At 61.7% G+C, this 13,201-nt stretch carries 12 protein-coding genes; 6 read left to right on the forward strand and 6 right to left on the reverse strand.

The features are described 5' to 3' along the window. Positions 1-4: 4 nt before the first annotated feature. Both QQL64_RS10105 and QQL64_RS10110 read right to left on the reverse strand, forming a co-directional pair. A complete protein-coding gene (locus QQL64_RS10105) occupies positions 5-655 on the reverse strand; it encodes a LemA family protein (RefSeq protein ID WP_284398851.1) in 651 nt (216 codons plus the stop codon). A 76-nt stretch (positions 656-731) separates the two neighbouring features. Next, positions 732-1,109, reverse strand: a complete 378-nt coding sequence (locus QQL64_RS10110) for a diacylglycerol kinase (protein ID WP_284398853.1) — start codon at positions 1,107-1,109, stop codon at positions 732-734. Positions 1,110-1,361: 252 nt separating this feature from the next. On the opposite strand from QQL64_RS10110, the gene QQL64_RS10115 reads away from it, so the two are divergent. Genes QQL64_RS10115 through QQL64_RS10125 form a run of 3 tightly spaced genes read left to right on the forward strand, consistent with a single transcriptional unit; the run spans position 1,362 to position 4,891 of the window. Next, positions 1,362-2,912, forward strand: coding sequence for a peptide MFS transporter (locus tag QQL64_RS10115; RefSeq protein WP_284398855.1), 1,551 nt, complete (start codon positions 1,362-1,364; stop codon positions 2,910-2,912). Positions 2,913-2,966: 54 nt separating this feature from the next. Continuing rightward, positions 2,967-4,244: an ATP-binding protein gene (locus QQL64_RS10120; protein WP_284398857.1), complete on the forward strand. Its 1,278-nt coding sequence runs from the start codon at positions 2,967-2,969 to the stop codon at positions 4,242-4,244. A 59-nt stretch (positions 4,245-4,303) separates the two neighbouring features. Further along, positions 4,304-4,891, forward strand: a complete 588-nt coding sequence (locus QQL64_RS10125; RefSeq protein ID WP_284398859.1) for a response regulator transcription factor — start codon at positions 4,304-4,306, stop codon at positions 4,889-4,891. A gap of 30 nt (positions 4,892-4,921) precedes the next feature. Here the strand turns inward: QQL64_RS10125 and QQL64_RS10130 are convergent, their stop codons facing one another. After that, the gene (locus QQL64_RS10130) at positions 4,922-5,926 is read right to left on the reverse strand and encodes an isoaspartyl peptidase/L-asparaginase family protein (RefSeq protein WP_284399739.1); all 1,005 of its coding nucleotides are present in this window, start codon (positions 5,924-5,926) and stop codon (positions 4,922-4,924) included. Positions 5,927-6,126: 200 nt separating this feature from the next. Here QQL64_RS10130 and QQL64_RS10135 point away from each other — a divergent pair, with 200 nt between their 5' ends. Continuing rightward, positions 6,127-7,482 carry a 3-oxoacid CoA-transferase gene (locus tag QQL64_RS10135; protein WP_284398861.1) on the forward strand — a complete coding sequence of 452 codons (1,356 nt, stop codon included), beginning with the start codon at positions 6,127-6,129 and terminating at the stop codon, positions 7,480-7,482. Between the two features lie 58 nt (positions 7,483-7,540). Here QQL64_RS10135 and QQL64_RS10140 read toward each other — a convergent pair whose 3' ends face one another. From QQL64_RS10140 to QQL64_RS10150, 3 genes are all read right to left on the reverse strand, one after another. After that, a complete protein-coding gene (locus QQL64_RS10140; RefSeq protein WP_284398865.1) occupies positions 7,541-8,524 on the reverse strand; it encodes a sensor histidine kinase in 984 nt (327 codons plus the stop codon). Between the two features lie 24 nt (positions 8,525-8,548). Then, positions 8,549-9,280 (reverse strand): response regulator transcription factor, encoded by a 732-nt coding sequence (locus QQL64_RS10145; protein WP_284398867.1) that lies wholly within the window; start codon positions 9,278-9,280, stop codon positions 8,549-8,551. Between the two features lie 99 nt (positions 9,281-9,379). Beyond that, positions 9,380-9,991 (reverse strand): arylesterase, encoded by a 612-nt coding sequence (locus tag QQL64_RS10150; protein ID WP_284398870.1) that lies wholly within the window; start codon positions 9,989-9,991, stop codon positions 9,380-9,382. Here QQL64_RS10150 and QQL64_RS10155 point away from each other — a divergent pair. Together QQL64_RS10155 and QQL64_RS10160 are read left to right on the forward strand one after the other, a co-directional pair. Continuing rightward, a complete protein-coding gene (locus tag QQL64_RS10155) occupies positions 9,990-10,676 on the forward strand; it encodes an ABC transporter ATP-binding protein (RefSeq protein WP_284398873.1) in 687 nt (228 codons plus the stop codon). The genes QQL64_RS10150 and QQL64_RS10155 overlap by 2 nt on opposite strands. Beyond that, positions 10,673-13,156 carry an ABC transporter permease gene (locus tag QQL64_RS10160; protein WP_284398876.1) on the forward strand — a complete coding sequence of 828 codons (2,484 nt, stop codon included), beginning with the start codon at positions 10,673-10,675 and terminating at the stop codon, positions 13,154-13,156. Before QQL64_RS10155 ends, QQL64_RS10160 begins: the two co-directional genes overlap by 4 nt. Positions 13,157-13,201: the final 45 nt, after the last annotated feature.

Consider the following 13,201-nt stretch of genomic DNA (forward strand, 5'->3'; position numbering starts at 1 on the left):
CATGTCAGTGTGCCGAAGCAGCAGGTGCCGGACTGGCCGGCGGCTGGGCGGCAGGTGCCGGCGTCCCGGATCCGAAATCGACCGTCGGTGCCGTGGAGATGGCCTTCTCGTTTTCTACGCTGAAGTTCGGCTTCACCTGGTAACCGAACATCTTGGCCGTAAGGTTGTTCGGGAATGTGCGAATCAGCGAGTTGTATTGCTGCACGCCCTGGATATAGCGATTGCGCGCGACGGTGATGCGGTTCTCGGTGCCTTCCAGCTGCGCCTGCAGGTTCTGGAACAGGCCGTCGGCCTTGAGATTCGGATAATTTTCGCTAACGGCCATCAGCCGGGATAACGCACTCGTCAGCTGACCTTGTGCCGCCTGGAACTTGGCCAGGGCTTCGGGATCGTTTGCCAACTCCGGTGTGACCTGGATGCTGCCGACGCGCGAACGGGCATCGGCGACCTCGGTGAAGACCTTGTCTTCATGAGCAGCGTAGCCTTTCACCGTGTTGACCAGGTTGGGTACCAGGTCGGCGCGCCGCTGATACTGGTTGAGCACTTCCGACCACTGCGCCTTAACGGCTTCATCCTGCTTCTGGATCGAGTTGTAGCCACAGCCCGAGAGCATCAGGGCGAGCATCAACAGCACGAATACACGCAACGCGTTCATGGGAGTGCTCCAGTCCAGTGGAGTCGCCATTGCATCATTCCCCAGCCGGGTACGCAATGCTGCGATGTGGCACGACCTAACCTAACCAGCGCGGCCCCAGAATCAGCCCCCAGCAAAGCGCCACCAGCACCAACAACAGAAACACCGCCGCCGAGCCCATGTCCTTGGCCCGACCCGCCAGTTCGTGAAATTCCGGGCTGACCTTGTCGACCACCGCCTCGATGGCCGAATTGAGCAGCTCCACCGATAGCACCAAGATCACTGGGAACACCAGGGCGATCTTCTCCAGCGCACCGTGTCCCACCCACAGTCCGACAGGCACCAGGACCACGGTGAGCATGGCTTCCAGCCGAAACGAGGCTTCGTGGCGCCAGCCGGCGCGCAACCCGTTCATCGACCAGCGAAAAGCGCGCCAGAGCTGGCGCGGATCGCCACGGAAGCCGTTACCGGGCATGGCTGGAACTGCTTGCCAATGAGGGAGATACGGCTTTTTTCGGCATGGCGGGCAGCACTCCCAGGCAGCGGGCAACAGGCGCGCAATGATGCCACAAGCCGCCGCCGTCACCCTGGCGCCGCAGGATTTTGCTTGCCGCAATGCAACTTCAAGCAAATGACGGATGCGTTACCCTTCGATGAATGTGCCCTGTCCAAGGGCTGCAAGAACGGGTCGCTCGCGACCTTGCAATAGACGTGCACGGAATACTTCATGGCAACTCAAACTCGCCCCGTTTCACAAACCCGCTCGTTCAGCACGGTCTTCCTGATCGAGATGTGGGAGCGCTTCGGCTTCTACGGCATGCAGGTGTTGATGGTCACCTTCATGATGAAGAAGCTCGGCTTCGTCGACACCAAGGCCAACCTGGTGTGGGGCGCCGCCGCTGCGCTGATCTACGCCACGCCGGCGATCGGCGGCTGGGTGGGCGACAAACTGATCGGCACGCGCCGCACGATGCTGATGGGCGCGGTGATACTGGCCGTCGGCTACGCGATGCTCTGGGTGCCTTCCGACACGGCCTTTATGACCTACGGCGCGCTGGGCGTGATCATCGTCGGCAACGGTTTCTTCAAGGCGAACTCCGGCAACCTTGTACGCAAGATCTACGATGGCGAAGACACGAAGATCGATAGCGCCTTCACCATCTACTACATGGCGGTGAACATCGGCTCGATGATCTCGATGACGCTGACGCCGTGGATCCGCGACTACATCGGCGGAAAGTACGGCGACTCGATGGGCTGGCACACCGCGTTCGGCGTCTGCTCCATCGGCCTGATCCTCGGCCTGATCAACTACTCGCTGATGAGCCGCACACTCGCGCATATCGGCTCTCCGACGGACAGCAAACGCGTCGACAAGGGACGTCTGGCGCTAGTACTGCTTGCTGCGCTCGGCATGGTGTTCGTTTCGATGTTCATCCTGCAGAGCGAGACCGTCGCCAAATGGTGCGTGTATATCGCCGGCGCGGTGATCCTCGGCATCTTCATTCACATGATTCGCACCAGCCATTCCAGCGAGCGAGCGGGCTTGAGCGCCGCACTGGTGTTGGTGGTGCAAACCATTTTCTTCTTCATCTTCTATCAGCAGATGTCCACCTCGCTGAATCTGTTCGCGCAGAAGAACGTGGACCTGTCGTTCAACATCTTCGGCTTCCACCTGTTCACTTGGATCCCGGAGCAGTATCAGAACCTCAATTCGATCTGGATCGTGCTGCTTAGCCCGGTGCTGGTGCTCATCTACAACTCGTTGGGAAGGGTCGGCAAGGATCCGTCGGTAGCCGCCAAGTTCGCCTGGGGCTTCGCGGCCGTGGCGATCGGCTTCTTCATCTATGGCGTCGGCGCGAAGTTCGCGGTGAACGGTCAGGTGTCATCGTGGATCATGGTGTGGGGCTACGGTCTTTATTCACTGGGCGAATTGCTGGTGAGCGGCCTGGGTCTGGCGATGATCGCCCGTTACGTGCCCGAGCGCATGGGCGGTTTCATGATGGGTGCCTACTACGTTGCGTCGGGTATCTCGCAGTATCTGGGCAGCGTGGTGGCGAATTACGCGCATATCCCGGAAGGTCTCAATGACCCGCTGCAGTCACTGACCATTTACACGAGCCTGTTCAATAAGCTCGGTTTCGCCGGTGTAGCCTGCACGCTCGTCGCGGTCGCCATGCTGCCGCTGATGAACAAATTTTCGACCAGCCACTCGGATGCCGCGATCAACCACGACCCGCTGCCCGCTGTGCGCAGCGAGGAATTCAACACGCCTTGATCATCATGCGATCCGCCGTCATACACGGCGGATCGCAACCACATTCGGCCGGCCATGCCGCACCGCCAACTCAAGCAACCTATCGGACCTTTCGCGCTGACTCGCACCCTTGCGTGGCTGCGTTTGTGCGCTATCGCCGGCCAAAGCATGGCGGTGCTGGTCTGTGCGTGGTGGATGCAGATCAATATCCCGACACTGTCACTGCTGCTTGGCATCGATCTGCTTGCGGTATTCGCGGTATTCGCAGCGTGGCGAATCAGCCAGCCGTGGCCGGTACGCGAGTGGGAAACGGTGTGCCATGTCGCCGCTGATACGCTGGTACTGGGTTACTTGCTGTACTTCACCGGCGGCGCAAGCAACCCCTTTGTCACCTTGCTATTGGTACCTATCGCACTAAGTGCCGCCGCCCTATCGGTGCGCGCCGTGCTGGCCGTTGCCAGCATCGCCGGAGCGGCTTACTTCGTTTTGCTGAGCTGGTATGTACCGTTGCCGATGAACGAGCGAATGGGCAGCGATCAAGGCTTCTCGTTGCATGTCGCTGGCATGGGCGTGAACTTCGCCATCACGGCGCTGCTACTCGGCTTCTTCATCAACCGATTGGCCACCGCTGTACGTATGCAGCAGCTGGAAGTGCAACGCGCCCGTGAACGAGCATTGCGCGACGAAGGCATCCTGGCCATCGCCACGCAGGCGGCCGGCGCAGCGCACGAACTCAATACGCCCTTGTCGACCATGCGTACTCTGTTACCGGAACTGCGCCGCGAACATGCTGCGGATGCTGCGCTGGACGAAGATCTCGTGTTGCTGGAAGGCCAGGTCGAACGCTGCCGCACCATCTTGCGCGAGATGGTCGCGTTCGGAAAAGCGCAGTTGTCGCAGCAATCCGAGCGGATCGACTTACCATCCTTCATCCACGGCTGCGTAGAACGCTTCCAGCTTCTGCGCCCGGAGGCAGAACTCGAATTGCGCGTGCAGGCGGGCCTCGAAAACATCGTGCTGCGTACGCCACCCGGCTTACGCCATGCCCTGCTCAATTTGCTCAACAACGCCGCCGACGCATCGGCCTTGCGCGACTCCCACAGTGTGATGCTGGAAGTGCGCCGCGAAGGTCACTGGCTGGATTGGATCGTGCGCGATCGCGGCCCCGGCTTTACGCCCTCGGGCGCTCCAGCCGCGATCGGCGAGAGCGGCAAGCAAAGCGGCCTGGGTATTGGCTTGGCGCTGGCCGAGGCGACCGCCGAGCGATTAGCCGGCGAGTTGATCACCGCCAATACCGAAAACGGCGCAGAAATGTGCTTGCGGCTGCCGATAGCAGTGATCGCTGAAGACTAGGTGAGCGTTCGGTCTGCGTATCCGGCAAAATAGGCCTGCAGATACGTCAGGAAGTACCCATGATTCACCCGAACCAAGCAAGCAGCATCCGTCCGCTGTTGATCGTGGACGACGATGCCACCTTCGTGCGCGTACTCAGCAGGGCACTGACATCACGCGGTTTCGAAGTACTCAGCGCCAGCGATGCCGACGAAGCCCGCGCACTGACACTACGCCATCAACCACGCCATTGCGTACTCGACCTCAAGCTGGGGGACGAAAACGGATTGCGACTGATACCCGAACTGCACGAACTCGTTCCGGATATGCGCATTCTGCTGCTCACGGGTTACGCATCGATCGCCACCGCTGTCGAAGCCATCAAGCGCGGCGCGCACGATTACCTGTCCAAGCCGGTCGACGCGGATGCTGTCGTCCGCGCATTGCTTGACGGCGATACCGCACCACAAGGCGATGACGATGTGATGGACGCACCCGAGGCGCCGCTTGCACTGCGTCGCCTGGAATGGGAACACATCCAGCGCGTACTCACCGAATGCGACGGCAACATCTCAGAGACGGCACGCCGACTCGGCATGCATCGCCGCACGCTGCAGCGCAAATTGAGCAAGCATCCGGTGCGCGAAAGGCCAACAAACGAGGGTTAGAAATCTGCGTTGCTGATCGTGCAGCACCCACTACTCCGATGAGATTGGAGAGGGTGTCGACGAAGGCGCTGCTGGCGGATGATTCGAGGGGTCTGTCTCATCGTCATAGATGGCGACATGCGGCACGCCGTCGGCACCGATCCAACCACGGAACATGCCTTCGGTGTTGTAGGGCATGGCGATGTTGCCGTGGGTATCCAGCGCAATCGCACCACCGTTGCCGCCCATGGATGGAATTTCCTGATTGATGACCTCGGCGGCCGCACGTTGCAGCGGCTCGCCCAGCAATGACACCCTCATGCAAATCTCATGAGCGGCCACCGTGCGCATGTAGAACTCGCCCCAGCCGGTACCCGAAACAGCGCACTGGGCGTTTGCGTAGGTGCCAGCGCCGATGATCGGGGAGTCGCCGACGCGCCCCCAACGCTTGTCGGTCATACCTCCGGTCGAGGTACCGGCAGCGAGATGTCCTTCGGTATCCAGTGCTACCGCGCCGACGGTACCGAAATGCTTAGCGGTCTCGAGATCCGCATGGGGTTGCTTTCCGGCATCCTCTTTCAATGCCTTCTGCAACTGCTGCCAGCGCTCCTCGGTGCGGAAATACGAAGGGTCAACCAAGGTGATGCCCTGCTCCTTGGCAAACGCCTCCGCGCCATCGCCGACCAACATCACGTGCGGCGAATGTTCCATCACCGCACGTGCCAACAGGATCGGATTCTTAACGCGATGCACACCCGCCACCGCGCCCGCGCGCAGCGTGTCGCCATCCATGATCGCGGCATCCAGCTCGTTCTTGCCGTCATGGGTGAATACCGAACCCTTGCCGGCATTGAAATCGGAATCGTCCTCCAGCACGCTCAGCGCCGTCGCTACGGCGTCGATGGCGGGCTTGCCGGCCTTGAGTTGCGCGTAGCCGTCCTCCAGCGCCTTGGTCATCGCCGCGCGCACGGCCTTTTCCTTGGTCGGATTCATGTCGCGCTTCACGACGCCGGCACCACCATGGATCACCAGGACTGGCGTGGTCGCGTGGCTCATGAAGGCCATGCCCAAACCGGCTACTGCAACAAACAGGTGGCGATTCATCCCATCACTCTCCCAATAGTGATGCCGTGATGGGATGAGTATAACTAGCCATACCCAGGCGGGCGGACAACACTCTGCGACCTTCGTACTAGGTGACCGGTCACCGATCCGTCGTATCCTAGGCAGCTGTCTCCCCGTATGAAGGCACCCCCATGGACAAGGTTTATGCAAGCGCGGCACAGGCTCTGGACGGCCTGCTGTTCGATGACATGACCATCGCGGCAGGCGGCTTCGGCCTGTGCGGCATTCCCGAGAACCTGATCGGCGCGCTGCTCGCCGCAGGCACCAAGGGTTTGACCATTGTTGGCAACAACGCTGGTGTCGACGATTTCGGCATGGGTCCGTTGCTGAAGACGCGTCAGGTCAAGTGCGTCTATGCCTCCTACGTGGGCGAGAACAAGGAATTCGAGCGTCAGGTGCTGGCCGGTGAGTTGGAATTGCATCTGGTACCGCAAGGTACGCTGGCCGAAAAGCTGCGCGCCGGCGGCGCAGGCATCCCTGGTTTCTACACACGCACGGCTTTTGGCACCAAGCTAGCCGAGGGCAAGGAAACCAAGCGTTTCGGCGACAAGGAATACGTGTTGGAAGAAGCCATTCACGCCGACGTTTCGATCGTAAAGGCATGGAAGGGCGACAAGCTCGGCAACCTGGTGTTCCGCAAAACCGCACGCAATTTCAACCCGATGATTGCCACTTGCGGCAAGGTCTGCGTCGCTGAAGTGGAAGAGTTGGTCGACGTAGGCCAACTGGCACCGGATCAGATCCATGTCCCGGGCATCTATGTGGACCGCATCATTCAGGGCGTGAAATACGAGAAGCGCATCGAGTTCCGCACGGTGGCCGGCGCCAACACCGGCAAGGAAAGCCCGATCCGCATCGCCATGGCCCAGCGCGCGGCGAAAGAGCTGCGCGACGGTTTCTATGTGAACCTCGGCATCGGCATCCCGACGTTGGTGGCAAATTACATTCCCGCGAACATCGACGTGACGCTGCAGTCGGAAAACGGCCTGCTCGGCATCGGTCCGTTTCCGGACGACGCCCATGTCGATCCCGACCTGATCAACGCCGGCAAGCAGACGATCACCACCCTGCCCGGCTCCAGTTTCTTTTCCAGCGCCGAATCGTTCGCGATGATCCGCGGTGGCCATATCGACCTGTCGATTCTCGGCGGCCTGGAAGTGTCGTGCACGGGCGATCTGGCGAACTGGATGGTGCCCGGCAAGATGGTGAAAGGCCCCGGTGGCGCGATGGATCTGGTCAGCGGCGTAAAGCGCGTGGTGGTGCTGATGGAACACACGGCCAAAGACGGCTCGCCCAAGATCAAGAACCAGTGCGATCTACCGCTCACCGGCAAACAAGTCGTGGATCTGATCATCACCGACCTGTGCGTGTTCGAGGTAGAGAAAGGCAAGGGCCTGACGCTGATCGAACTGCAGGAAGGCGTAACGGTGGATGATGTGAAGGCGAAGACGGGTTGCGCATTCGCGGTTCATCCGTCGCTGCATTGATACGGCTGAAAATCCGCCATGGGTTGGGGTGAGCGCAGCTAACCCCAACTCAGCCTGTCTAAGACACGGGCAACGGTCGCGGAAAACGAATTTCCGCCACATACCGGCTTCCGCCTTGCACATGCAAATTCAGCGGCCACGCAAAACGCTCGCTGATTCGCCGCGCGATGGCGTATTCGAACCCCTGCTGCCCGGGCGCAAGAGGATCGTGGTCCATGCCTGCGGTAGCGCTAACGCTAACCACCCCAGGTAGCACGCTCACCAGCACGGTGCCCTGTCCGGTGTACTGACTGGCATGACGGATCAGTTGCCAGCACAGCACCGCGAATACGCGCGGTGATCCGTGCAAAGCGAACGTCGCGGGCTCTTCGAATTTCAATTCGATCGGATGGCCGTGCAGCATCTCGCGCGCATCGACAAGTTCCTCGCGCAGCACGTCATTCACTACGAAATCCTCTTCGCCCTGGCCGTTATCGGCCTCGCGCGCCAGGATCAGCAGCGCTTCGACCAGCGCTTCCATCTCGCGTGTCGCGCGCCGGATGCGCTGTACGGAGCGTTGCCCGAATTCGCTGAGCGCCGATTCATCGGCGAGCATGTCAGTCGACATTTTGATCACGGTGAGCGGACTGCGCAGTTCGTGACTGGCATCGCGGGTGAAGTGGCGTTCGCGCTCGTTGTAACCGGCAATGCGGTTGGCAAAGGCGTGGAATCCGCGCGTCAGCGCCGCCACATCCGCATCGGTTCGACGCGATAGCCGATCGGGCTGCAAGACGTCCAGGCCACCTTGCCGCTCGTCCCAGCTGCCGACTAGCTGCGCAAGCACACTCACCGGCCGCCACACCCGTTGCGCCGCCAACCACGACAGTGCGCTGACGATCACGATCAGCAGCAGCACCGCCCACACCGGTGCGACGTTGTAGTAACCCATCAGGCACGCAACCACCACCGCCACGAGCTGCATGCCGAAAATCAGCATCAACCGGCGTTGAAAGCCACCGCGCGCAAGCGCAGCGCGTGGGTGGGGCGCTCCTCTCGGGGTCATGTAGGTAATCGGGCGGTTGGGCGGTTAGGCGATATGGCTGGTGGACGTGGTCTCGGCATCGAGATCGGCCAGGCGATAACCGGCCGAATGAATGGTGTGCAGCAGGGGCCGGTCGAACGGTTTGTCGATGAGACGTCGCAGGTTGTAAAGGTGAGAGCGCAACGTGTCCGAATCGGGCAAGGTATCGCCCCAGATTTCGCGCTCGATGTCGCGCCGGCTCACTACGCGCGGCGATTCGCGCATCAGGATCGCCAGCAACTTCAAGCCGATCGGCGAGACGGTGAGCTCCTGGCCACCACGCGTTAGACGCAAAGTGGCGGTGTCCAACGTCATGTCGCCAACGGTCAGCACCTCGCTGGACACCTGTCGTCGATCGCGACGAATCAGCGCACGCAGGCGCGCCTCCAGTTCGCGTACCTCGAACGGTTTCACCAGGTAGTCGTCGGCGCCCGCCTCGAGGCCGACCAGCTTGTCCTCCAGCGTGTCCCGCGCGGTAAGCATCAGTACGGGTGTGGACTTCTTGGCCTCGCCACGCAGCTTGCGGCACACATCCAGGCCGTCGATGCCAGGCAGCATCAGGTCCAACACCACGACGTCGTAGCTGTTGGCTACCGCCAGATGCAGTCCGCTGACACCATCCTGAGCAAAATCAACGGAGTAACCTCGGCGCTCCAGAAATTCGCCAACCATTTCCGCGATCTGGCGATTGTCTTCGACCAGCAGGATCAATCCGGCGTGTTCGTCACGTGAACTCATATCCGCCTTATGCCCCTTTTGTCTTCACATTTGTGAAGGCTAACCGCGGGGATAGTAAGCAGGATGTGAAATCCGCCGGGCAAAACCGTGGAAACGGTCTCAATGCAGCAAAGGTTTGAGTTGCGGCCATACGGTATCCAGCACGATCGGCTCGCCCGCCGCCAGAGGATGCAGGCCGTCGTCCTGCATCAGCGCCGGATTCAAGGCCACCCCCGCCAGCAGGAAAGGCACCAGCGCCGCATGCTTTTCACGGGCCAGATCGGCGTACACCGCGCGCAGGCCGTCGCGGTACTGCGGCCCATAGTTCACCGGCATCTCGATGCCGAGCAGCAGCACCCGGGCTCCCGCCTGTTGGGCCGCATCCACCATGGCAGCCAGGTTGGTGCGCAGGTTGGTCAGCGGCAGCCCTTGCAGGCCGTCGTTGGCCCCCAGTTCGATCACCACGACGCGCGGATGGTATTGGGCCAGCAGCGCCGGCAGACGATTGCGTCCGCTCAACGAGGTCTCGCCGCTGATGCTGGCATTGATCACCGTCCAGCCCGGCTCCATGTCAGCAAGACGTACTTCCAGCAGATGCACCCAGCCGGCTTCTACGGGAATGTTGTGTGCGGCGGATAGCGAATCGCCGAACACGATCAAGGTTTTCGTGGGCGCCGCCTGCACCGCACCGATACCGCAAAGCAGAACAAGTAGACAAAGGAAACGACGCATGAGTGGTGGTTCTCGTCCGGTGCTTGAGGTTCGGGATGTTAGCAAGTCGGTCAACGGCCCCGAGGGGCGGCTGGATATCCTCAGTAACGTCGCGATGCAGGTGAACACCGGCGAGAGCTTCGCCATCGTTGGCGCCTCCGGCTCGGGCAAGACCACCCTGCTTGGCCTGCTCGCCGGACTCGATACGCCCACAAGCGGCAGCATCCAACTCGACGGCCACGCGCTGGAGCGGCTCGACGAGGAAGCCCGCGCCGATCTGCGGCGGCGGCTGGTCGGCTTCGTCTTCCAATCGTTTCACCTGCTGCCGGCACTCACAGCCGAGCAGAACGTGATGCTGCCGCTGGAATTGGAAGGCAATCCCGCTGCTCGCGAAAGAGCGCGCGAAGCGCTTGAGGCGGTGGAGCTCAGCGCGCGACGCAAACACTATCCGGCGCAACTTTCCGGCGGTGAGCAGCAGCGCGTAGCGATCGCCCGCGCGTTCGTGCACAGTCCGCGCGTGCTGTTTGCCGATGAGCCCACCGGCAATCTGGATCGGCGTACGGGTCGACACGTCTGCGATCTGATGTTCGCCTTGAACCGCGATCACGGCACCACGCTGATACTGGTCACTCACGATCTGCAGTTGGCCGAACGCTGCATACGCCGCGTTGAATTGCAGGAAGGCCGGCTGGAACCGCTGGCATGAAAATTCTGCTGCTCGCCTTGCGCAGCCTTCGTCGCGAATGGCACTTGCCGGAGTTACGCACACTTGCTGCCTCGTTGGTGCTTGCGGTGGTTGCTCTTGGTGTCGTCGCAACACTCTCTGCGCGCATGGAACACGGCGTGCTGGCCAGCGCCGCCGAACTGATTGGCGGCGATCTCGGCGTATCGGCGCCGCAAAGTATTCCCGACACCTTCGCTGCAGCGGGTCGCGAGCGTGGACTGGGCATCACCCACACCGCCAGCTTCCCCAGCGTCGCCTTTGCGCAACAGCAAAGCCAGTTGCTCGAAGTGCTGGCTACCGATGCCGCCTATCCGCTACGCGGTACCTTGCTGGTAAGCGACGCAAGCGGGCGGCAGATTGTCAGTCATGGCCCTCCAGCAGGCACCGTATTCCTTGATCATCGCGCACTCGTCGCCTTGCATCGGCAGATCGGCGACAACGTGCAGGTCGGCGGCCGCGACTTGCGCATCGCAGGCGAGCTAGTGCAAGAACCCGACGGCGGCGAACTGGTGGCGATGGCGCCACGCGCGCTCATGAATCTGGGCGATGCCGAACAGGCCGGATTACTCGGCGTCGGCAGCCGCGCGCGGCACAGTCTGCTGCTGGCCGGCGAACCCGCTGCCGTGCAGCGCTGGCGCACCTGGGTGCAATCGACCGCGTTGCCGCAAGGCGGCGAACTCATCACACCCGAGCAAACCCAGGAGCGGATGCGCAATGCTTTCGACCGCGCTGGTGCGTTCTTGCGTTTGACAGCCCTGCTCTCCGCGCTGCTGTCGGGCGTAGCGATCGCCTTGGCCTCGCAACGTTATGCGCGACGCAAGACAGGCGAGATATCGCTGTTACGCGCGCTGGGTACATCGCGAAAACGTGTGCTCATTCTGCTGCTGGGCACCCTTGGTGGCCTGGCGCTACCCGCGGCGCTGCTCGGCGTGGTGCTGGCCCTCGCGCTCGCAGAAGGTGCATGGATGTTCGCCAGCCAAATGTTTGCAGGCGTGCCCACGGTGTTGCCGATCCTGCCGTCACTGGCGGCAGCGGGCATGGGCATCGCAGTGCTGGTCGGTTTCGCGTTACCGCCATTGGTACGGCTTGCCGATATTCCGCCCGTGGCGGTGTTCCGCGCCAGTCTGGCGCGCCGCATAAGGCGCTTCGATGCGCTTTACCTCATTCCCGCCGTGGTAGCACTGGCGTTGATCTGGAGTCTCAGCGGCTCAGCCACGCTTGCCGGCATTCTCGCAGCCAGCTTGCTGGGCGTAGCCGTGGTTTCGGCGTTGCTGGCCGCCGCGCTGTTATGGATCGCGCGTCGCGTAGCCCCGGGAGGTCATCCCGCCTTGCGATTGGGTATGGCTGCATTGGCACGCCGCCGCGGATTGAGCATCGTGCAAGCGACAGCGTTGAGCCTCGGTCTTACGGCGTTGCTGTTGCTGGCCATCGTCGCACCCGCCTTGCTCGACGGTTGGCGCCGCGAGCTGCCTTCCGACACACCCAACTGGTTTGTGCTCAATCTGCAGGACGACCAGCGCACCGACTTCCAGCAAGCGCTGGCACGCATCGGTGCCAACCAGCTCAACATGATGCCGCTGGCGGTAGGCAAGTTCACCGCCATCAATGGTCAGCCGATCGACCGGATGACATTCAAGGACGAGCGCGCCAAAGACTGGTCTGACCGTCAGTTGCGCCTGTCCTGGGCCAATGATCTGCCGCCCTCCAACACGGTGATCGCGGGCCAATGGTTTGCGCCCAACCCGCCGCAAGCCGAAGTGTCGGTCGACACGATGTGGCGCGATATGTATGGCCTGAAGGTCGGCGATACGATGCGATTCGATGTGGGTGAAAGCCAACTCGATGCCCGCGTAACCAGCTTCCGTCACGTGGACTGGACATCGTTCCGAGTCAATTTTTTCCTGTTGATGGATCCATCGCACGCCAATGCCATGCCGCATACCTGGATCGCCAGCTTCTATATGCCTCGCGGCAATACCGAAGCGCTTGCTGCATTATCGCGTGACTATCCAAATCTGAGTTTGGTCGATGTCGATGCATTGCTCGATCGCGTGCGTGAGATCGTGCAGCGAGTCACCGGCGCCGTGCGCTGGGTGCTGGGCTTCAGCCTGCTGGCGGGTGCGCTGGTGCTGGCGGCTGCGCTAGCCACTAGCGGACAGGAGCGTCGCCATGAAGCCGCGTTGTTACGCACGCTCGGCGCGCGTCGCGGGCTGCTGCGTATCGCCGCTGCGTGCGAATTTGCTTTGCTTGGCCTGATCGCGGGCATAACCGCTGCATTGGGCGCATGGATCGGTGGGTGGTGGCTGGGACGCAGCGTGTTCCATCTCAAGGATTTCATGCCGCAGGCGCTATCGCTCGCGGTCGCCGCGCTCGCAGCCGCTGTCGTAGTGATGCTGCTGGGATTGGCTGGCACACGAAAAGTTACACATACGCCACCGATGCGGCTATTGCGCGCGGAGTAGCGCTTATCCAGCGACCTCGTCACGGCTAAGATGTTGCAAACATCC

This window comes from Dyella lipolytica, assembly GCF_030160075.1.
GTDB classification, from domain to species: domain Bacteria; phylum Pseudomonadota; class Gammaproteobacteria; order Xanthomonadales; family Rhodanobacteraceae; genus Dyella_B; species Dyella_B lipolytica.